The sequence below is a fragment of the Microcoleus sp. Aus8_D2 genome (genome assembly GCF_036702665.1).
Lineage (GTDB): Bacteria > Cyanobacteriota > Cyanobacteriia > Cyanobacteriales > Microcoleaceae > Microcoleus.
This window is the reverse complement of record NZ_JAUBUN010000001.1, coordinates 253432-273417: the sequence shown is the minus strand read 5'-3', so window position 1 is coordinate 273417 and position 19986 is coordinate 253432. Positions and strand designations below refer to the sequence as shown.

The 19986-nt window shown below is 44.5% G+C and carries 21 protein-coding genes, 1 other RNA gene and 1 pseudogene; 6 read left to right on the top strand and 17 right to left on the bottom strand.

What is annotated here, in order from left to right:
- Positions 1-89: 89 nt before the first annotated feature.
- Positions 90-1262: pseudogene (locus tag QUB64_RS01200) on the top strand (DNA sulfur modification protein DndB).
- 254 nt (positions 1263-1516) lie between these two features.
- Entirely contained in the window at positions 1517-3109 is a 1593-nt protein-coding gene (locus QUB64_RS01195) for a DGQHR domain-containing protein (protein ID WP_333269042.1), read from the top strand.
- Positions 3110-3212: 103 nt separating this feature from the next.
- Here QUB64_RS01195 and QUB64_RS01190 read toward each other — a convergent pair whose 3' ends face one another.
- From QUB64_RS01190 to QUB64_RS01130, 13 genes are all read right to left on the bottom strand, one after another.
- Positions 3213-4271 carry an endonuclease/exonuclease/phosphatase family protein gene (locus QUB64_RS01190; protein WP_333269041.1) on the bottom strand — a complete coding sequence of 353 codons (1059 nt, stop codon included), beginning with the start codon at positions 4269-4271 and terminating at the stop codon, positions 3213-3215.
- Positions 4272-4281: 10 nt separating this feature from the next.
- A complete protein-coding gene (locus tag QUB64_RS01185) occupies positions 4282-4752 on the bottom strand; it encodes a DNA phosphorothioation-associated protein 4 (RefSeq protein WP_333269040.1) in 471 nt (156 codons plus the stop codon).
- Positions 4753-4980: 228 nt separating this feature from the next.
- Complete coding sequence (locus tag QUB64_RS01180; RefSeq protein ID WP_333269039.1) at positions 4981-5301, bottom strand: nucleoside triphosphate pyrophosphohydrolase; 321 nt, start codon at positions 5299-5301, stop codon at positions 4981-4983.
- A 12-nt stretch (positions 5302-5313) separates the two neighbouring features.
- Positions 5314-5973, bottom strand: coding sequence for a Uma2 family endonuclease (locus QUB64_RS01175; protein ID WP_333269038.1), 660 nt, complete (start codon positions 5971-5973; stop codon positions 5314-5316).
- The gene (locus tag QUB64_RS01170) at positions 5960-8026 is read right to left on the bottom strand and encodes an AAA family ATPase (protein WP_333269037.1); all 2067 of its coding nucleotides are present in this window, start codon (positions 8024-8026) and stop codon (positions 5960-5962) included. The genes QUB64_RS01175 and QUB64_RS01170 overlap by 14 nt, the downstream gene beginning before the upstream one ends.
- Entirely contained in the window at positions 8023-8298 is a 276-nt protein-coding gene (locus QUB64_RS01165; protein ID WP_333269036.1) for a hypothetical protein, read from the bottom strand. Before QUB64_RS01165 ends, QUB64_RS01170 begins: the two co-directional genes overlap by 4 nt.
- A gap of 327 nt (positions 8299-8625) precedes the next feature.
- Positions 8626-10029, bottom strand: coding sequence for a DNA phosphorothioation system restriction enzyme (locus QUB64_RS01160; RefSeq protein ID WP_333325353.1), 1404 nt, complete (start codon positions 10027-10029; stop codon positions 8626-8628).
- Between the two features lie 60 nt (positions 10030-10089).
- Positions 10090-10659: a Uma2 family endonuclease gene (locus QUB64_RS01155; protein WP_333269034.1), complete on the bottom strand. Its 570-nt coding sequence runs from the start codon at positions 10657-10659 to the stop codon at positions 10090-10092.
- A gap of 24 nt (positions 10660-10683) precedes the next feature.
- Entirely contained in the window at positions 10684-11127 is a 444-nt protein-coding gene (locus tag QUB64_RS01150; protein WP_333269033.1) for a hypothetical protein, read from the bottom strand.
- A 15-nt stretch (positions 11128-11142) separates the two neighbouring features.
- Positions 11143-11280: a hypothetical protein gene (locus tag QUB64_RS01145; RefSeq protein WP_333269032.1), complete on the bottom strand. Its 138-nt coding sequence runs from the start codon at positions 11278-11280 to the stop codon at positions 11143-11145.
- Between the two features lie 49 nt (positions 11281-11329).
- Positions 11330-11713, bottom strand: coding sequence for a phasin-related domain-containing protein (locus QUB64_RS01140; protein ID WP_333269031.1), 384 nt, complete (start codon positions 11711-11713; stop codon positions 11330-11332).
- Between the two features lie 23 nt (positions 11714-11736).
- Positions 11737-11833: signal recognition particle sRNA small type (gene ffs, locus QUB64_RS01135), an RNA gene on the bottom strand.
- A 23-nt stretch (positions 11834-11856) separates the two neighbouring features.
- On the bottom strand, positions 11857-12123 hold the full coding sequence (locus QUB64_RS01130; protein WP_333269030.1) for a YciI family protein: 267 nt from the start codon (positions 12121-12123) through the stop codon (positions 11857-11859).
- 127 nt (positions 12124-12250) lie between these two features.
- Between QUB64_RS01130 and QUB64_RS01125 the strand changes: the two genes are divergently transcribed.
- A complete protein-coding gene (locus QUB64_RS01125; RefSeq protein ID WP_333269029.1) occupies positions 12251-12832 on the top strand; it encodes a 2'-5' RNA ligase family protein in 582 nt (193 codons plus the stop codon).
- Between the two features lie 299 nt (positions 12833-13131).
- Here the strand turns inward: QUB64_RS01125 and QUB64_RS01120 are convergent, their stop codons facing one another.
- Positions 13132-13818 carry a ComF family protein gene (locus tag QUB64_RS01120; protein ID WP_333269028.1) on the bottom strand — a complete coding sequence of 229 codons (687 nt, stop codon included), beginning with the start codon at positions 13816-13818 and terminating at the stop codon, positions 13132-13134.
- A 73-nt stretch (positions 13819-13891) separates the two neighbouring features.
- Between QUB64_RS01120 and QUB64_RS01115 the strand changes: the two genes are divergently transcribed.
- The 3 genes from QUB64_RS01115 (at position 13892) to QUB64_RS01105 (ending at position 18155) form a co-directional block, all read left to right on the top strand.
- On the top strand, positions 13892-16336 hold the full coding sequence (locus tag QUB64_RS01115; RefSeq protein ID WP_333269027.1) for a putative PEP-binding protein: 2445 nt from the start codon (positions 13892-13894) through the stop codon (positions 16334-16336).
- Positions 16337-16557: 221 nt separating this feature from the next.
- On the top strand, positions 16558-17004 hold the full coding sequence (locus QUB64_RS01110; protein ID WP_333269026.1) for a hypothetical protein: 447 nt from the start codon (positions 16558-16560) through the stop codon (positions 17002-17004).
- 116 nt (positions 17005-17120) lie between these two features.
- Entirely contained in the window at positions 17121-18155 is a 1035-nt protein-coding gene (locus QUB64_RS01105) for a VOC family protein (RefSeq protein ID WP_333269025.1), read from the top strand.
- 79 nt (positions 18156-18234) lie between these two features.
- On the opposite strand, the gene QUB64_RS01100 is transcribed toward QUB64_RS01105, so the two are convergent.
- The 3 genes from QUB64_RS01100 to QUB64_RS01090 form a co-directional block, all read right to left on the bottom strand.
- Positions 18235-19005, bottom strand: a complete 771-nt coding sequence (locus QUB64_RS01100) for a DUF1838 domain-containing protein (protein WP_333269024.1) — start codon at positions 19003-19005, stop codon at positions 18235-18237.
- A gap of 182 nt (positions 19006-19187) precedes the next feature.
- On the bottom strand, positions 19188-19475 hold the full coding sequence (locus tag QUB64_RS01095; RefSeq protein WP_333269023.1) for an RNA recognition motif domain-containing protein: 288 nt from the start codon (positions 19473-19475) through the stop codon (positions 19188-19190).
- A 155-nt stretch (positions 19476-19630) separates the two neighbouring features.
- Positions 19631-19849 carry a hypothetical protein gene (locus QUB64_RS01090; RefSeq protein ID WP_333269022.1) on the bottom strand — a complete coding sequence of 73 codons (219 nt, stop codon included), beginning with the start codon at positions 19847-19849 and terminating at the stop codon, positions 19631-19633.
- Between the last annotated feature and the right edge of the window lie 137 nt (positions 19850-19986).

Genomic DNA, 19986 nt, shown 5'->3' with positions numbered 1-19986 from the left:
TTGCCTGTTGTTGAAATATATTTTTTGATTGGTTGACACATTTATGATTTGTGATATATAATTATTTTACCAATTTTTGATTAAATTATATGTCTGATAATAGCCCTCATCAGTCCAATCTAGAGCCAGGAATTGATGAAATTATGGAGCCTTACTTTGCCAAGTACCACCGTCAGAAATGCTATCCAGGGCTAACTTTTCAGCAGGGGAAGCGGAAGATGGTGCAAATCAATATCCCGGCTGATGATTTGCCTACCCTCCTCCAAGCACAACCATCAACGGGGAACGATCCTGATTCTGGTAAAAATCGCCCAGAGGTAACGGGTCATGCTGAGGAAGTAAAACAATATATTCTCAAACGGGCTAGAAACGATCGACCATGGATTTTGGGGACACTGACAGCAAATGTCGATCCTCAAAAAATTGAAATTATAGAACTCGGTCGGGGGTTTTGTCTAGTAGTGATTCCTCGTGGCGTCAAGTTAGATATTACTGATGGACAGCATCGCAAGCGCGCTATTCACGAGTTAATTGTAAGTGCTGACGGGGAATTAATAGGTGATAATGATTTTCCGATTACCCTGGTTTTAGAGAATGATTTTAACCAGTGTCAGGCGGATTTTAGAGATATGGCGCAGACAAGACAACTCGATAAATCATTGCTTTTATCATTTGGTGAATTTGAAGGTGTGGTTGGTATTACCAAAAACTTAGTGGAACAAGTGTTAATTTTTCATGGCAAAACTGATAAAATTAATCAAGCTCCCGATAAAAAAAATAAGCTCGTCTACACAATGAATTTTATAGCCAGATTTGTGAGTTGCGCGTTTACTGACAGCCCAAGTAATGAACTTAAAGATTATGACGTGGCAAAAGTATCACATATTTTGGCTGTACGTCTCAACGACTTTTTTTCACAATGCAGTTATACTAAACATTTTTCATAAACCCGGGTTGAAGAGTTGAGAGTTGAAAATGTCGAGCGGTTTCAGGAAGATTGTATCTTAGGTAGAAGTGTAGGACTAGAAATTTTAGGTCGGTTGCTACACTATACCTATGATACAGATAGCCAAGATTTTGAAATGGAAAAAATATCGCAATTGGCACAACTTGATTGGTCTAGAAAAAGTCATCTTTGGGATGGAAATGTTGTTTTATCTAACTCCAGCCCTAAAAAAAACAAATCGTACAAAATATCAGCAAGTGCTAGCGCTGTAAGAGTAGCCGTCGAAGCAGCAAAAGCCGAGCTAGGATGGATTTAATAAATATTATCCGCCGCGTTCATCTGCGGTTTCCAAGCCCAACCGCTTTTTCAAATAATCAGTCATCCAATTAACACTCGCCCTCAACTGCGGCTTAGATAAAGTATTGATATTTTACACAAATTTTGGTATTTACTTTGAGACATAACTGAACAACTCTAGTATTTCACAAATATTTTAAAAAAACAACTATTGACATCAAATTTAACCCATGATATTTTTGGAAACATAGCCTAATTATATAAAAACTGCCAATGACTAGCAACCCAGCGGCTGACCTCGCTATTCAATTTTTGGAAAAACAAAATCGCGAAAGACAGGAAATCGCACTTTTATTAGATAATTATTTAGGAAAGGACGATCGCATTTTTGTACAAAAAACCCAGATGGGAAGCAGCGAAGCTTACATCGGTTCAGTCACCCTAGAATGGTTAGACTCCCGCGTCCGTTTCGCCTCGCAAATGCCACTTTTTCGGCAAAAATTTGACATCCAAACTAACAACATCGTCCGCGACGATGAAACCATTGACGAAATTATCCAGCGCCCCTTAGATTGGTCGCGCCAAGCCGCCCTCACTCAATACTTAGCAGCCCGAAAATCCCACAAATTCCCCGCATTTTTAGTAGTCGTCAGTCCCCCGTGGGTAGACAATCCTCACGCGGAAGAATGGGATGAAAACGGCGTCGCGACTAAATCCGCCGCTGAATTTATATCCTTTGATAAAAACGGGAATTTAGGGCTGTTGGATGTATCTCAAAAAGTCTCGATTTTTGCCTTAGACGGTCAGCACCGGCTGATGGGAGTTCAAGGTTTAATGAGTTTAATTAAAACCGGAATTCTGCAAAGATACAACAAAAACAAAAAACCTGTGGGCGATGCAATTACTCTCGAAAATTTAGCCCAAGAGTATCAAATTGACCCCGAAACAGTGTATAAATTAGCTCACGAAAAAATCGGGATTGAGTTTATCCCGGCGGCTGTGGCGGGGGAAACCCGACAGCAAGCACAGCGGCGCGTGCGATCGATCTTTGTGCACATTAACTTAATGGCGGTAACGCTGAGTCAGGGACAGCTAGCATTGTTGAACGAAGATAACGGATTTGCCATCTGCGCCCGCAAAATTGCCGTCACCCATCCCTTATTAAAAGAACAAGAAGACAGAAATCCCCGCGTTAATTGGGACAGCGCCACAGTCGCAGCCAAATCAACAGTGTTAACAACATTGCAAGCGCTGCAAGATATGGCCCAACGGTATTTAGAACATAAATTCCCCCATTGGAAGCCGGAAAGAAAAGGTTTAATTCCCATGCGTCCCGAAGATGAGGAACTGAAAGAGGGAATAGAAGAGTTTCATAAATTGTTCGATTATTTAGCAACTTTGCCCAGCTATCAAAGAATTGAAAGCAGCGAAGAAACAGCACAATTGCGCCGATTTAGTTTTGAAAAGCCGGGGGGCGAGGGCAATATTTTGTTCCGTCCCGTCGGTCAAATTGCTTTAGCTAATGCTTTGGGAATTCTAGTATTTAGAAAGAAGCTTTCGCTGAAATCTGTTTTCGACAAACTCCGCAGGTATGATGTGGATGAAGGATTTAGCTACATGGAGAATCCTGAGTCTGCGTGGTATGGGATTTTGTACGATCCGAACAAAAAGCGAATGCTAGTTTCTGGAAGGGATTTAGCGGCGAAGTTAATTGTGTATTTGGTTGCGGGAATTGACGACGATATGGATCGGGCTCATTTGCGGCAAGCTGTGGCGGAGGCGAGGACTTTTGAGGATAAAGCTGTTAGTTTTAATAGCAGGTTTGTGCATCCAAAAGAGGTGGGATTGCCGCAGGTGCTGTCTTAAGTATAACTAAGACTTTAGAAACCCGGTTTCTGTGAAAAATCTTGATTTATAGACTAGAAATCTATGAAGAAACCGGGTTTCTAAACCGCGTGCGTAAGTCCTATTAACTATTTTGTGGTTTCAACAAAACTAATTCCGCTCCTACAGGCAAATGATCTGAGCCTGTTGCTTCCAAAACCGAACTCGATTTAGCACCCCAATGCTTTGAATACCAAATATAATCAATCCGACAAAGGGGATAGTTTAATTTCAAATTCGATGTTTTCACCAAAAACTTAAGTGGCCAACCATGAGGCCAGGTAAAACCCAATCCAAATCCCGATTTTCGGAAAGAATCTTGCATGACTTTTTGCACGATCTCATAGTCTTGACTGTCGTCTGTCATATTAAAGTCACCCGCGACAATTACTGGCAGAGTTTCTTGCTCAAGTCGCTGCACTAAATCTTGAATTTCGGGAAAGCGTTTCCCATACGTGTAAACGGGAATTTTGAGAAAACGCAATATTTTATGTTGCTTAAGCCAGGGGCTTGAGCTTTCCATATTATAAATTACTATTTCTTGTTGGTTGAATTTAATAATTGCTCGCTGCTGCGCTTCTGGATGACCCGCTAAGTACAGTATTTCGCTGGATACAATCGGATATTTACTGAGAATTCCTACCGGGGGAATCCCAATTTGATAGGGGTAGTCTGCTTTTAACGAGGCGAAAGCTATTTCGATATGCTTCTGAACTATTTCTTGTAAAAATATAATATCGGGTTTTTCTCGTTCAATCAGTTTAACTAAAGTTGGCGACTGAGTTGAATACCAACCGAGGTTATTGGAGAAAATTTTGATTGCAGGCTGCGAATCTGTGCTGTTTATTGGTGTGGGAGAAAAGTATTTTAGGTGCAGCCAACTTATTAGGAAAATGCAGGCGATCGCAGAAATAATCGAGAACCATCTTTTTTTGATAATTGTGAATCCGATGATGGGAAGCAGGAAAGTTGGCAATAAAATTAAGGGCAGAAAAGTGCTAATCAAGGCAACAATCCACAGTTGATCCCAAAAGATTAGTCTGAGAATGAAATAGCCGATCGTAAATACTGAGTAGCTGTAAGCGAGAATTTTGGTAGCTTGATTTAACGCTTTATTGATTATATTTGTTGGTATGTGCTTCATGGAGAACCTGTTAGAATAAGAACTTGCTTAAATCGAATTCTTCATTTGAGCGATGTTGATGGTCTCTTTCAGAGATTAAAAACAACAAAAGGCGATCGGTATAATCAGCGGCGCCCCGAAATTCTTCTCGCAAAATTTCCAGGCCGCCATTAGCATATTCTTCAAAAATTTGCAAGCGTTCTGCCTCTGATTTTTCGTCGAGATGGGAGAGAATTTGGGGATTTTTGGTTTCGGCGATCGCAATTAGCTTAATCGCCATGTCGTAACCCCTGGATACAAAAATATCAACATCAATCGAACCGGGTTCGCGTTTGGAGATTTCCCCTAAGGGCGATCGCTTTTTCCGGTGATTTCCCAAGGATGCAGCAAACGCAATCACATCGGCGTAAGTCTGAAAAGGCCCGGAGTTGTTATCTGATAAAGTTAAGGATTTGACTAAATCGGCTTTGTCTTTAGCAATTCTAATTCTGTTAGCAGCCATTGGGATGATTTGTAGATAAAGGAACCGCAGATGTCAGACGGATGAACGCAGATTAACGCAGATAATACCAGTTATAAAAAATGTGGCAACTATAAAATTCTTTGGTTTGTTTCGTTCACCCAATGTGTAAGGTGCGGATCTATTAGATTTTTACTCTTTTTTAGAGATTGTCGAGGGATCCACACCCTACATATACTGTTGCATTAATTTGGAAAATTGGTATAATTTTTAGAATGTCCGCAATAACATGATTTTTTGGGTAAAACCTCCTCTGGCTTCCTGGCGCTTGATTTTTTCGGCTAAAAGTCGATCGCCCGAAATGCCAAAACTAATCATCAGCGCATCCATCACCTCAGACAATTCAGCCAATTCCGCCACCAAATCATCCCGATCCGCCGCCGCAGCTTCCGCCGCTTCCTCAATCAACTTCTGGCGCAAAGCTTGACGGTATTCTGGATCGGACAAAATGACAAACTCGCATTCATTCCCACTGTGGTGAATAATTTCAGGAATGCGATCGCGCACCAATTTATGATACTCTTTTTCCATGTCAGACTTCCTTCAACCTTGATTAAAAGTTTGAACCAACCAGCGAGTTATTTCCCCATCATCTTGAGTGTAACTGCGATGCAAAGCTTCCTCAACTAACGCTATTTCTAATCCCGGTAAAACCCGCGACTGTTGAATTCTGCCGCTACCTCCGCCATTAATTGCAAAGGCAAAAACCTCCTGTGTATTCGCACGATCCACCCAATATTCGCTAATTCCTGCGTCTTCATAAAGCAACCGCTTGCTACCTAAATCATCGTTAAAAGAAGATGCACCAATTTCTATTATCAAATTAGGCGGATCGTATTCATCCAAATCAATAGGTGAATTGTTGTCAGCCGGAGGAACTCTCAAATCTGAACCGATGTAGTAAGCTATATCTGGTTGAAACTCGCCAATACCTGTTTTGCGGAAACTGGCATTAGTAAATTGAACTACTCGGATATTTCTCAATGCAGCAAACAGAATAACTACATACGGGACGATCGAATTATGACGCGCGTGTAATGGCCCTACTGGTGACATTTCTACCCTCATGTGTTCTTGATAGTAATAAAACTTGCCTTTTTCCCAAGTTGAATCATCAGCGAAGGCCAGAAACTCTTCCCATGTCGCTTTCACCCAAATATCCGTTTCCAAAACCTGCGTAATTACCGAATTAGAAGACATCATCCACCTCTACTATTTCCGTATATTCAAATTCATTCGGACTGCGCTTAACTAAAGGATAGCGCATTCCGCCCAGGTCGATCGCATCTTCCTCACAATCAGCCTTCGGAGAATTGTACACCAGCACGTATTCCTTACCGATGCAGCTTTCCATCTCTTGAGCAACTTCTCCGCGCCACTGAGTTTTCGTTACCAAAACTACCAATTGATTCGCCAATTTTGGCAGTTTATTCGCAATTTGTTTCCGATAAATCTCGTCCAAACTCCCAAAGGGAGAATCCATGACAATCGGAAACGTACTGCTATCCGGGCCCATCAAAGTATTTTTTTGACTCCACTCGCGCACGCCCTCAATAATTCCGCCGATAAACGACAAACTGAGGATTTGATTTTCTCCGGTAGAAGCGGCGACTAGAGATTCTTTTCCTGAGGTATTTTCTACTAGCGTCAGTTCGTATTTATCGCTCAACTTGGGGATGTACGGAGTAAAAGAAATTTGACTAAAAATATCTTGCACCCGCTTTTCTAACTGAGAACAAAACTGTTTTTCTAAACGCGATCGCACTTCTGTTAGGCGATCGATCGCATCCTGAGTCGCAGCAATCCGGCGCTGGGCTAATACTTGCCTTTGCTCGTTCAGTTGCTGCTTGTCAATTTGCTTGTCCAAAGCCGCAACCTGCGCATTCAAACTCTCAATCTGCTGCTGGTTAGAGCCTGTTTCCCGGTGCAACTCGCCAATTTTTGCCTCAATTTCATCCAAGCGCTTTTGCAAGCGGCTGACATCGCCGTCAGGGAAATTTTTCAGCTTGGTGTGAATATCGTCTAACTGCGTTTCCACCCGAGAAAGTTCGGATCTACCACGACTGATATTGCCTTGTTGGCGATCGATTTCGTCCCAAAAATCACCAATTTGGCGATCGATTTCATTTACGCGATCGCTAATTCGGATCGTAGTTTCTTCCACATCGCCAGCACCCGCTTTATTCATCCAACCGCTAACATTTTCGCAAGCTTCAGAACCCTCCACTAATTCCGCACCGCAAATACACCGCTGCTGCGCTAATAACTCTTCCAAAAACGGCCGCCCAATCCCCGAAAGCAACTCGCCTTTTTCCCGCAAATTACCAAAAATTAAGTTAAATTCAGCCGCCGCATCCGACAGAAATATCGTGTAACCGCGCCCAGAAATTGCTCGCTTCATCGCCTCTGAAGCTTCGGCAATTTGTTCCTTAAATAAACTCCGCTGCTTTTCCAGTTCGTCTCGCAACTTTTGCCACTCAGCAGCACCGCTGCGTTCCAGCAAATCACCGTTAACTGCTTTTTTCAATTCACCTTGATTTGTCAATTCTTGTTCAATTTCTAATTGTATTTGTGAAACTTGCTCTACCTCTTTCTGAAACTTTTGCTTCTCTTTTAATTTTTTTTTTATTTCGGAGCTACCAATCATTATCAAATCAGTTTCTAGAGATTTATTGGCATCTTTTAAATGTTTGATCGAGCGATTCAGCACCTCTACTCCCAGCAATTCCTTAGTAGCTTCAGCAATTTCTGCTTTCTTTTCATGGCGAACAATTTGCTCGATTCGTTCCCCATCAAAAAAGAAATATTGATGTAAACTTGCAGGCAAAATCCGTCCGATAATATCATCTGGATGCTGCGGCGGCAGTATACAGCGGCCGTCATCCCTCACTACCAGCATCGACAATTCGCTTTCGCTATGCTCGACAGTATTTTCACTTTTGTAAGCACGGCAAATACGCTTTACTTGGTAGCGCTTGCTGTCATGTTCAAACACAATTTCGACCGAACACTCTACAGGTTTGCCAGGTTTTGCTTCCGTAATAGCGCGTTTATTGACTAATTGTTTTTCCGCCGCAAAAGCGGCGCTAAATTTATCGTAAAGCACCCAAGTAAAGGCATTAATTAAAGCTGTTTTTCCCGCTCCGTTATTACCATGAATTACTGTGATATTTTTGGCTCCCCACGATAGCTTTATTTCGGGAGTTGTGCCGTGAAACTGCCGAAAGTTGCACAGTTTAATTGAAATTAACTTCATACAATTGCTTCCTTAATGATTTTCAAAATGTCATCGCTAATATAGCGCGGAGATTTCATGTAAAGTTTATCTTTTTCAAGTTCCAATACCTGCTCGATAATTTGTCGGACTTCCGGCGGCGCGCTAGTAATTGGTTGCTGTACGTCGCTCAAGTCTTTGTCCGTGTGATAACCAGAACGCTTTTCTGCTAAAATGGCGATCGGTACGGGTGCGATCGCACTATCTTCATATCTAAAAGCCATAATCAGATTTTCATTGAGATTTTCAGTCATAAGAAGAAGGAAGTTCGGCAACTGATTGTGTAACGGATGTAACGGATGTAACGGATAGAACGAAGAATGCTTATAGAGTTCGCTTTTGAGTCATCTCTATTTGACATTTAATTAGGTGAATTTATTTATTATATTGCACAAATCAAAAGTTACAGGGTTACGCATGGGAGGAGAAACCCGGTTTCTACGAGTTTTGCTGTCCCGTCACGAGAAATCTACAAACAAACCGGGTTTCTGAAGTCGGCGTGCGATCGCCAACTCAACTAACAACTCAAACTGCACTAAAATACTTCTATCTTTTTAAGATAAACCGAAGTCGAATAAATGTCAAATATCTAACAATCCGTAACGCCTTTGAATTTGCAGCAATTTCACCCTAGCTTCTCCAGCATTGTCGGCTAAATCTGCAAATTCTAAGAACCGCTTCAACTCTTTTCGCAGCAAGTTGCGCTCAACTTCTAAGCTTTCTCGACCCAAATCAGGAGGCAAAACAATCATATCAAATAAAGTTGCCCTTTCCTTCCCCGGATGCGGCCGCAAAATGCGTCCCCGGCGCTGAATAAACTGGCGCGGATTGCTGCTGCTGGCTAAAATTACAGCATTGCGAATTGCCGGAATATCAACGCCTTCATCCAGACACCGAATCGCGACTAAACCTTGCAATTCTCCACTCTCAAATTGTTGGCGCAATCGTTCTCTTTCTGCTACAGGAGTCGCCGCCGTATAAGTGTTAACTCGATAGCCTAATTCTGAACCCAATAACTTCGCGGTTTCTGTGAGTTGGCGGTTGTTGCTTCGGCGCGCACCTGCTTCGATAGAGCCGTCGCCGCAGTAAAATAAAGTGTGGGCTGTGTGGAGACGGTGCATCATTAATTCTCGCAATGCTGTTAACTTATTAGCCGCCGCTCCAATCAACCGAGATCGCTGCATTAATAAAGTCGTTAAAGCATCGTTTTCTTCTACTTTTTCCTCGCCCCACAGCGCCCAGCCAATTTTTTTAGTTAAGTAGGAATATTTGCGGGTTTCGGCTGCCGTCAATTCTACTAAAATCGGATAGTATAAATAATGTACTAATGCTTTTTGGCGGATGGCGTCGGCTAAGGTGAGTTCCGGCTGCAAAACTGGGCCGAAATAATCTAAAATAGCTTCGGTTCCTTGTTCGTCGAAATGTCTTTCTGGGGTGGCGGAAAGGGCTAGGCGCAGTCCAATATTGCGCGGCAAACTTTGTCCTAAACGGGGCGCGCCTAAGTTGTGAACTTCGTCTCCAATAATTAGAGTTTTTTCTGGGAAATAGCGGATTTGAGACTGCAAAGTATCCAACATTAATGTGGCGTTTGTTGTGATAATTGTCAGAAATCCGCGATCGCCCGTTAGCGAAGCCCTCGAAGAGGATCGCACTTCATACAAACTCGCAGCCAGCTTATTTTGCCAACTACGGGCGCTATCAAACGCCAAAATAGGTTTTAAGCCAAATTTTTCCGATTCGCGCGCCCACTGATTCACCAGATGGCAGTACGGGCAAATTACCAGGAGGACTTGGAGGTTAATTTTATTGTACAATTCAGTGGCGATCGCCAGCGCAGTAATCGTCTTACCGCTACCAGTCGCCATCTTCAGCGTACCGCGTCCCTGATTTGCGAACCAATTATCAACCGCCGCCTGCTGGTATTGTCGCAATTGTAGCGATGGCGGCATCCTCGGAAACCCGTATTGTGAATGATTGGCGACCATTCCGATTCACCTTTAAAGCAGTTAGATGCAACTCGATTCTGATTCAACTGTAACTCATTTCTAATTAAAACTTAACAGCTCGAACAAATTTGCCGCAGACAGTTGCAAATCCGAGAGCACATCGAGTACAGGTAAAACATCTTCATTCTCTTTAATTTCAGGTTCCTGCTGCGGTTGAAAAACAATTACCAATTGTTCTTCCGGGTCAATCAGCCAACCCAATTTAGTCTTATTTTTGAGACAAAACAGAATTTTGTTCATTACGCGACTGGAACTTGGCTCCGGTGATAAAATCTCAATTATCCAATCCGGTGCAATTGCAAAGGTATTTTGAATTTTTCCATTAGCATTCAAGGGAATTCGCGACCACTCGAACACTGCTAGATCTGGAACAATAGAACGTCCATCAAAAGTGCACCGCAGTTCGGAAAAAGCAAATGCTAACTTTTGCGGTTCTCCCACTTGATTAATTCTATTTCCAAAACGAGTTTGCAAGGTACTGTGTTTTCCTTGGGGCATAGATTTTTGATGAATTTGACCGTCAACATATTCGCTAGCCGGCTTAGTTTCTGGAAGCAACAAAAACTCTTCCAGAGAAATCTTGGACGGAGACTGAATTGACGTTACCATAAGCGATTAAACCCTCAAAAACTCTTAAAAATTCACATCGCCGTCAGTTTCCCAATCAGGACAACTGTCCGATTCCACACCCTTCGGGTGCATAGCACAAACCAACAAATTCCCGCCGTAAACTTGACCGTGATAGTTCATACAACCGCGACAAACCGGATGCTGCGTCGGCGAAGGGTCTACATAAGTCACAAAGGACGAATCTATCTCATCAAACTCCGGCTCAAATTCCCGGCAAATTTCAATTATCGGTTCGAGAAATTCATTGAAATAACCATCAAATTCATTGAAATAACCATCAACTTCAGCAATCAGGTTATTTTGTACTTGTTCTGTAAACTCTTCCGAAATATGAGCCAAAACGTCCAGCATTTCGACAAACTCTTCGCCCATGTCGGTGAAAAAATGCTCTACTTCAGAAACAGCATTTTCCATTACTTCAAAAAAATCTTTAGACCAATCTTCCATAAATTTGACAGCTTGCTATTGCAAAATATTTAACAGACAAGTGCAACCAGCCTCCGGCGAAGCGATCGCACCTACTCTCAATTCTATTATGTATTGTCTGATATCCGTCCACATCTGAATCTGAGACGGGAGATATTCAAAAAGGGAACTCAAGATTATTATCCTGAGTTCCCTTTTTGGTTGCGGTGCGAGCTTTTTGAGCTTAATCTCGCTTGAGCCGCCGCAATTCCTCTTGTAAATTCTGCACTTGTTCGCGGAGCTTGTCTACGCCGCCGGTTTCTTTAGCATTTTTTGCCGAAACTTCTTCTTCCTCAGAAACAATTTCAATCCGCCGAGGTTCAGCGGGTTTTTTGTCCCCAGCCGGTTCTACTGGCGGCGGCTGCTGCTGAGCCTGTTGCACCATATCATCAACAAAGCGACGAGCTTCTTCCGTTGACATCTCGCCCCGCTTCACCAATTCATCTGCCAGCTTTTGGGCTTCAGTGCGCAATTCAGTTAACTTGCTGCCAGCTTTTTCACCAGCGTAGGAAGCTAGCCCAACACCAAGGTAAACTGCTTTCTGTAAAATATCTCCAAAACCAGGCATAGGAACTACACCTCATAAAACTGGGTGAACCGGAGACCACGCCTATTACAAGCATCCCGTGTTGCTGCTACCTTCCGGTCCTGACAAGATTTGGGCGTTGGAATCGCGTGGGTCCAGTTCATTTATGAGTATAACACAGTTATTTATTCTTCAACCACACACCAGTGATAAATTTCATAAATAACGCAACCGTTCTTCACCAGAGGGTCTTCAGCGACGATCGCCTTTGCCTCATCCATAGAAGCCGCCTCAAACATCAACATACCGCCGCCCCGCCTCGCCCAGTAGCCAGTTTTCGCTCGGTGTCCTTTAGAAATCAAATCACGGACATAAGCTCTGTGAGCTGGCACGTACTGGTCAAAGACAGGCTTTTCGACAATTCCCTGCTCAATTTTGACAAACCAAGGCATTTTAAATTTGAGATTTTAGATTTGGGATTTTGGATTGTAGATTGGGAGTGAGGTTGTTGGTACGGGGCATTGAGTAAATACTCGATCGCCCGTACTCTGCCATTCCTTCCTTATCCGATGCTATCCCATGAACCTGTCAAAACAGAGATTTTTTATAGCTTTAGTGCCGCCGGACGATATTCAAGAGCAGATTACTCAGATTAAACTGTATTTTGCCGATCGCTACAACAGCCGTGGTGCATTGAGTTCGCCACCCCACATCACGCTACAACCTCCCTTTGAATGGCTGCCGGCGGATGTGCCAAAATTGGAAGAAAGTATCAAGGTTTTTGCTGCAAAAAGGTGGCCAATTCTCGTTACGCTATCAGGTTTTGCTGCTTTCGCGCCCCGAGTCATTTACGCTGATGTCGTCAAATCGCCCGAATTGCTGGAGATGCAAACAGATTTGATGAGTTATGTCAAGGCAAATTTAGGAATTGTCGATCGCATTTCTCAGACTCGCTCATTTGTACCGCACATGACAGTAGCGTTTCGCGATTTAACTGAGGAGAATTTTCAAAGGGCTTGGTTGGAATTCTCGGGGCGCGAGATCCACCTTGAGTTTACCGCTGCTGCGTTAACTTTGCTGCTTCACGACGGCAGCCGCTGGAACATCAGCCAGCAGTTTCAGCTTGCCACCGAACCTACAACAATTTTAAATCAATCCTGAACACTCTTCCTTCTCTTCTCTTCTCTTTCTTCGTGTCCTTCGCGTCTTCGCGGTTCGTTTCTCCCAAAAATAAAAACTTGTTATAGGTTCGTAGTGAGGACTTTAGTCCGCAGCATTTTCTGAAGGACTAAAGTCCTCACTACGAAATTGTTATAGGTTCGTAATGAGGACTTTAGTCCGCAGCATTTTCTGAAGGACTAAAGTCCTCACTACAAACCTGAAGGACTAAAGTCCTCACTACAAACCTGAAGGACTAAAGTCCTCACTACGAACCTGTTTTAATTAAAAGGTAAAACAGCTTAGCGATCGCGCTTAGTCGGACTGGCAAGTGCTACTGTTCCATAAACCGAAATACCCGACTCTTTCAAAGTTTTAATTGCCGACTTAACCGTAGTACCGCTAGTGTAAATATCGTCAACTAACAAAACGCGATCGCGCGGGAGACGGCGCCGAAAATCTTTCCCCAAAATTAAAGCATCTTTCATTTCAGCTTGTCGCTGCTGTGGTGTCAGAGCAAATAAAGCCTGAGTATTTTTCACCCGCTCCAAACCGTGCCGCTGCAAAGGCAAACCAGTCAGCTCGCAAAAACTTTCTGCCAAAAGTTCCGCCTGATTGAAACCCCGTTCTTTGACCTTTGATTTGTGCATGGGAATCGGTACAACTGTTAAATTGTCAATAGCTAATTCGGGAAAACTCAGCCAAGATTCTGCCAGCCAGCCGCCGAGGGGTTTCGCTAATTGTGGATTACCTTCATATTTTAAAGCTGCGATCGCCCGTTTGAGAGTCCCGCCGTACTCCCCCCACACAAAAACACCCTGCTGTGAATCCCAAAATCGACCAGGATCGGCTAACTGACAGCGCTTAAGTTGTTTGTGGCAGTACCCACAAAACTCCTCCGCGGCCGGTCGCTGACAAAGAGGACAGTTAGACTTAAGAAATAGATTCAGAAAAGATTTGACTAATCCCGTCCATTTTCGCTGCTTCATCCTAAAATTGTGGTATGTGATTAATGGAAAAAACTATCAAAATTAAATCAGTTTCCAAGGACAGGCTCCCAGCGTGACAAACCTCTACTGGCTAGACAAAATTCAACCTTCAGACCGAGATGCAGTGGGAGAAAAAGCATTTTACTTGAGCTGTTTGCTCGCCCAAAATCATCCCGCTGTACCGGGTTTTGTCGTGCCGGCTACAACATTTTGGCAGTTTGTAGAGTCGATCGACTGGCTAGAACCGCTGTTGGCTGATTGGCCCCACTCTTCGCTACACTTGAATGTCGATGAACCCAAACAACTGCAATCGATCGCCCGCAGCATCCGCCACCAAATCCTCGCCGCCAAACTACCAGATGTAATCCTCTCCATCCTAGAGCCTGCTGTGGGCGATCTCAACTCCCAAAGCTTAATTTTTCGCCCTTCCCTGACTTCCTGGAACCCGAAAACCGCCGGAATCCTGGAATCTCACGCAGTACGCGCCGAACCAGAAGCCATTGAGGCCGGACTCAAACGCGCTTGGGCAGAAGCATTCAGAGCCAGAAGTCTATTTTACTGGCAGCGGTGCGGCATGAAGATACAGCAAATCAATCCCGCAGTTTTGGTGCAGCCAATCTTCCCAGCCATCGCCGCGGGGGAGGTAAAAACTAACTGCGGTGCAGCCTGGGAAATCCAAGCCACCAGCGGTTTGGGACTGTCCCTCGCTCGGGGAGAAACCATCCCCGATTACTATCAAGTGCAGCCGGAAACAGGGGCGGTTAAATTCCAGCGGCTCGGTTACAAAACATTAGCGTACAATCTCAAAGCCTGCGAGGGAAAACCGAAACAAAAACGGCATATCGGAAATTTGGAAAGCCGAAAAATTACAAATTCTGCATTGTTAATTCCCGATTTTGCTGGCAGTTGCGTGGAACTTTTGGCGCTGGGAGAGGAGTCACAAACAGAATACGTTTTAGGAGAATCGCAACTGCAAAAACTGATTGAGTTGAGCAAAAAAGTAATCGCCGAATTTGACTGTGATTTAATCTTGGAGTGGACGCTCAACCAGACAGCAAACAGTAGCGAACCGCAGTTTTATTTTACTCAAGTTCGTCTTTTAAAACGGGAAAAAGTCGCGCAGGCACGGGAAAATGCGATCGCCCCAGGCAGAACTCCTGCAATCCTCAAAGGTTTGGGCGCCGCCTCAGGAAAAGCCGAAGCAATTGCCCAAGTTATGACTAATTCCCAGTCAGAAAACGCGGAATTCTTAGCCGGAGGCATTTTGGTCGCCCGGACAATCGATCCCAATTGGCTGCCTTGGTTGAAAGTTGCTGCTGGAATAGTTGCAGAACAAGGAGGCATGACGGGCCACGGCGCCATTTTAGCCAGAGAATTGGGTATTCCTGCGGTTGTGGGAGTTGCCGGGGCGACTCGGACGATCGCCTCTGGTGATTCGGTGTTGGTAGACGGCGATAGCGGAGAAGTTTTTGCCCTCGCCCCACATCCGGCGATCGACACAGCAGACAGCAACCCGCTTCAGGAAACGCCAAACAATCCAGATAAATACAGTACAGCAGCAAAAATGTCAATAGCCAACCACCAATTTTTAACATCAGAGCGATCGTCCAATCCCGCATCTAAATCTCGACGGGCAGAATCTCCCGAATCAGTTTGGGGCGCGCCAACGGCAACTCAACTGCTGGTTAATGTCAGCCAAACAAGTTCGATCGATCGCTTCAGAAATCTGCCCATCGACGGCATCGGATTATTGCGATCGGAATTGATGGCATTGGAAGCTTTGGACTGTCAAAACCCCAAACTTTGGCTGCAAGAGGGCCGTCAATCGGAATTTGTCTCGCGCATGGCGGATTGTCTAAGTTTATTTGCAGCAGCCGTAGAGCCGCGGCCGGTATTTTATCGCTCTCTCGATTTGCGCGAATCAGGATATCATGGCAGTTTCAGCGATACCTTTGAACCGGAGTTATTTGATTGGGAGTTGTCCGTACTTCAAAAAGTCTGCGAGTCAGGCCATACAAATGTCAATTTAATTTTGCCTTTTGTGCGCTCTGTAGACGAGTTTGTCTACTGCCGCCAGCGCTTAGAAACTATTTGGAAAAATCGACCTGCTCAATTTCAAATGTGGATTATGGCGGAAGTTCCTTCGGTATTATTTTTATTGCCAGATTACGTAAAAGCCGGAGTTCAAGGTATTTCTATAGGAACCAACGATTTCACTCAGTTTCTGTTAGGAATTCACCGTAACTCCCAACAGGTAGCAAGTGGTTTCAACGGGCGCGATCGAGCAGTGATGAGGGCGATCGAGCAATTAATCCGACAGGCCAGGGCTGCGGGCATTCCTTGCTCGATCTGCGGCGATGCTCCAGCTTTGTATCCCGAGACAGTCGAATCCTTGGTGCGGTGGGGGATTTCGTCTATTTCGGTGAATGCCGATGCTGTAGAACAGACTTGCAGGGCGATCGCCCGTGCGGAACAGCGCCTGCTCCTAGAAGCCGCGCGATCGAGCATTAACAATTAACCAGCGTCCCGCGAACCCTGCACAAAAATTATTATTCCGATCCAAACAGCAACAATATTTAACCATGATTACAAAAACCCAGTTTCTGCATAGATATATCGCCCTCCATCCCTGAGTTTTTTTGTGATACCGCCTTGAGAAACCTAAGTCATCATTTAAAAACATCCGATTTTCAAGCTAGGATAGAAATATTACCAGCACTTTAACCGGAGGTAGAAACAGTGAAATCAAAAATTATTGCAACCGCAGCAATACTTGCCGCCCTCGGCTGTCTGCATCCCCATCCAGCATTATCTCAACCCGCAACTGACGGCGGCACAAAACCAGGATTCTGGCAACCTCAAGCGCAGGTTGACACTACTCGCAAGATTACCCTCAGACTGTTAAATGAAACCGGATTAAACCTAGAATACGGTGAATCCGGTGTCGGCTTATCATCCTTGGCTGTGGGAGCGAGCAAAAATATCATAGTTCGCGTCAGCAACCGCACCGCCGACATTGCCAATATTCCGATTAATGTCAAAGGAGGAACCACAACTTTGAAATACGACTATAACGTTGACGCCAAGCAAAACATTGTGACGGTTCGCATCACCACATCAGACGGCCGCACTAGGCAAGATAGGTCAGTTTATATTGATGAAAAAGGGCGAATTTACTCTTTCTAAAAATGACGCTTATTAACCCGGTTTCTCCTGATAAATCTTGGTTTTAGCAGCGAAGTATCCGGGAAGAAATCGGGTTTCTAGACTCCCGTGCGTAAATTCTGTCTTGCTCAAAAAGTATGAATCAAGTACAACCAATTTCCATCGCAGGCATTTACGAAGTGTGTATTGGCGTTACCGATTTGGTTCCACAACTTCAATATTGGGAGCAATTTGGATATCGCATCGGTGAAATCGGAGAATTACCGGCATCGGTGGCTGCCGAATTGTATGGAGTTTGTTCAAAAGTGCGAGCCGTGCGGCTCCAACACCAAGATGCAGATCGCGGATTAATTCGCTTGATGGTTTGGGAAAAACCTACAAATGACGGCTTGCAAATGTCGTCTATGAAGGTAAAAGGCAACCGCTGGGCTACTACTTTAACTGCTGATTTGTTGAATATTCTCAACCATGCCGAAGATGCCCAGTCCGCGAATTTGCCTGTCAAATATACCTCTCCCCGCTGGGAGGTTATTTACAACAAAGAGCGCAAAGCACGTCCTTTTCTCGGGGCGGCTGTCGGGGTGCGCGAGATGATGTTGTTGCAGCCTTTGACTCGGCAAGTTTTTTTTCAAAGATTCAATTATGCCCTGCCCAATTACGGGAAAATCGATGAAAATGCTTTTTTCAAAACGAGTCAAATTACCCATATGGGCATGGTAATTCAAGATGACAGCAAAGAAACATTGTTGTTTTATGAAGAAGTTCTGGGCTTGATTCGCGCCCGCGACGATGTAGAAACTACTTTTGAATCTTCCCTCGCGGGAAGGGAGATTTTCGATCTTCACCCGGGCGAAAAATTTGTGGTGACGGCTTTTGACGATCCGCGATCGTCCAAAACAGATTTTGCAGCCGCGCGATCGGGTAGACTGTATATTCTGAGGTTCCCCAGTGCGATCGCCTCTTACGATGGAGTCGATCGGGCTATTCCCGGCTGTTTGGGAATGTCGCTGTACACCTATCGAGTGTCTAGCATCGCAGAATACTTTCACCGAGTCAAAGCCAGCAGCGCCCAAAAAATCACCGAAATAGTCCCTAATGAGTTTGGAGAAGCGAGTTTTTCGTTTATCGCCCCTGACGGCTATTTCTGGACATTAATAGAATCAGCTTCGTAGTTAAGAATGCCAGCCATCAGATGTTGATGAATAGCTAATCCTCCGAACTTCACACCAATTTTATAACGATATTATGAGTTTATTCTGCTGCTGCTGGCAAAGGGAATCTTTCACCTGCAAGATAAGCCTCAAAGTTTTTCTCAAAATAAATCCAAGAAGTCATATCTTCTACATCTAATTGCGATTTCGGCGCATCTTGATACAAAGGAATCCGAGTCCGAATTTCATCTTGCAGCAATTGAGGTAAATCTGTCCAACTTTTGACTTTGGAACCAGTGGCGCTGTAAATCATGTTACCGGGCAGATTTCCCATTTTCATCCAAGCCAGCCACGGCCCAATTCTATCCCAACTCAGAATTACTTGAGAAACTGAAACAAGTTCGGGATCTAATAATTCCGCCGTGGGTACAGTCAGCTTAAACAATTCCGCAGCTTGATAAATCGGATTGGGACTGTAATCGGCCAATCTCGGATCTCCAGCTAAAGGATTGGGATAGTTGGGAAATAAGTCAAAGCTAAAAGTTGTAATTTCTCCATCTACTTTCGCCGGGAAAATGCCTTGAAAATAACCTTGAACAGGGTTGTTAGCAACGTGTGCAACTGTGAGGACTTCTCCTGTCCAAGGATTCTCCCATTTGTGGAGAATTTCTCCGCTGTTGGGATCGAGATAGTAAGTTAGTTCTCGCGAGGTGAATTCCCAGCCGCCATCGCCGTCAGCAATACACCTGCTCGCACTCATCCCAACTATTTTGAACAAGCGCTTTTTCGGTTCGTTAGGAACAAAAGAATAAATCGCGCCGTTCCAGGTGAGAAATGTGGCTTCACCGTCTAGGGAACTGCGGGTTTTCACCCATTCCTTGGCATCAAATTATTGTACTAAAACCATACCGCAGGCTCCTGTAAAGTGTCGATGTTTTTGTGCAGCGGATTTGACATTTTCTCCTCAGAGTCAACTGCTGCTAACAATGCGGGGCTACTGGCGCTCTTGCTATCAGATTGGTTCCGACAAAATGTCAACCGCCGCATCGCGGACTAATATCCGCTGTTCCTGTTGATACCAGGGCCTCGATTTCCCTCTTCTTTCGGTTTAGCTTTGTTCACTCGCAAGGGGCGCCCCATCCACTCTGCACCGTCTAATGCGGTAATTGCAGCGTTTTCTTGGGCATCCTCCATCATCTCAACAAATGCAAAACCGCGCATCCGACCGGTTTCCCTGTCGGTAGGTAAGACAACTCGCTTAACTGTGCCGTACTCTGCAAATACTGATTTCAGGTCTTCTTCGGTGGCGCGGTAGGACAGATTTCCAATATAAATAGTCATGTCGATCGAACTGAACTTGTTGTGCTACCCATAATAACCTGTTCAATTGACTCTCAAGTGCCATCTAGCTAACAACAGGCAAATCGCCTTTGAACTAAAAGGGTTTGCCGCACTGACAAACCCTTTGTACTGACTGCAATAGTTAGTGCTTGTCCTTAGTCGATCGAGATCGACTGAGGCCCCGTGCTTTTAGCGTTGGTGGCTTCGGCTGCGGGATTCGTGTAGGAAGTTGAACCGGCTTGTTCGTCGATCCAGCTTCTAACGGGATCTTCGTGAAGGTTGAGTCGAAGCAGGCCAGAAAAAAATCCGCCCGCAAAGGCGATCGGCTGTTGGATCAATTCTTTGACCACTGGGATGAGTTCGTCGAGGAACATTCAAGAGTCTCCTTGTGCTGCTGGGGTTCTACTTTTACTGTACCGTTTGTACGGAGATACTGGCAGCCGACTGCAAAAAAAGGGCGATCGAGCCTGTTAAAGATGGGCCAACCCATGCTGCAAAAAACGCTTGCGGG

Excerpts from the sequence above, each read along its gene's own strand:
- QUB64_RS01195 (WP_333269042.1), top strand. The coding sequence starts at position 1,517 with ATGACTAGCAACCCAGCGGCTGACCTCGCTATTCAATTTTTGGAAAAA.
- QUB64_RS01190 (WP_333269041.1), bottom strand. The coding sequence starts at position 4,271 with ATGAAGCACATACCAACAAATATAATCAATAAAGCGTTAAATCAAGCT.
- QUB64_RS01185 (WP_333269040.1), bottom strand. The coding sequence starts at position 4,752 with ATGGCTGCTAACAGAATTAGAATTGCTAAAGACAAAGCCGATTTAGTC.
- QUB64_RS01180 (WP_333269039.1), bottom strand. The coding sequence starts at position 5,301 with ATGGAAAAAGAGTATCATAAATTGGTGCGCGATCGCATTCCTGAAATT.
- QUB64_RS01175 (WP_333269038.1), bottom strand. The coding sequence starts at position 5,973 with ATGATGTCTTCTAATTCGGTAATTACGCAGGTTTTGGAAACGGATATT.
- QUB64_RS01170 (WP_333269037.1), bottom strand. The coding sequence starts at position 8,026 with ATGAAGTTAATTTCAATTAAACTGTGCAACTTTCGGCAGTTTCACGGC.
- QUB64_RS01165 (WP_333269036.1), bottom strand. The coding sequence starts at position 8,298 with ATGACTGAAAATCTCAATGAAAATCTGATTATGGCTTTTAGATATGAA.
- QUB64_RS01160 (WP_333325353.1), bottom strand. The coding sequence starts at position 10,029 with ATGGTCGCCAATCATTCACAATACGGGTTTCCGAGGATGCCGCCATCG.
- QUB64_RS01155 (WP_333269034.1), bottom strand. The coding sequence starts at position 10,659 with ATGGTAACGTCAATTCAGTCTCCGTCCAAGATTTCTCTGGAAGAGTTT.
- QUB64_RS01150 (WP_333269033.1), bottom strand. The coding sequence starts at position 11,127 with ATGGAAGATTGGTCTAAAGATTTTTTTGAAGTAATGGAAAATGCTGTT.
- QUB64_RS01140 (WP_333269031.1), bottom strand. The coding sequence starts at position 11,713 with ATGCCTGGTTTTGGAGATATTTTACAGAAAGCAGTTTACCTTGGTGTT.
- QUB64_RS01130 (WP_333269030.1), bottom strand. The coding sequence starts at position 12,123 with ATGCCTTGGTTTGTCAAAATTGAGCAGGGAATTGTCGAAAAGCCTGTC.
- QUB64_RS01125 (WP_333269029.1), top strand. The coding sequence starts at position 12,251 with ATGAACCTGTCAAAACAGAGATTTTTTATAGCTTTAGTGCCGCCGGAC.
- QUB64_RS01120 (WP_333269028.1), bottom strand. The coding sequence starts at position 13,818 with ATGAAGCAGCGAAAATGGACGGGATTAGTCAAATCTTTTCTGAATCTA.
- QUB64_RS01105 (WP_333269025.1), top strand. The coding sequence starts at position 17,121 with ATGAATCAAGTACAACCAATTTCCATCGCAGGCATTTACGAAGTGTGT.
- QUB64_RS01095 (WP_333269023.1), bottom strand. The coding sequence starts at position 19,475 with ATGACTATTTATATTGGAAATCTGTCCTACCGCGCCACCGAAGAAGAC.
- QUB64_RS01090 (WP_333269022.1), bottom strand. The coding sequence starts at position 19,849 with ATGTTCCTCGACGAACTCATCCCAGTGGTCAAAGAATTGATCCAACAG.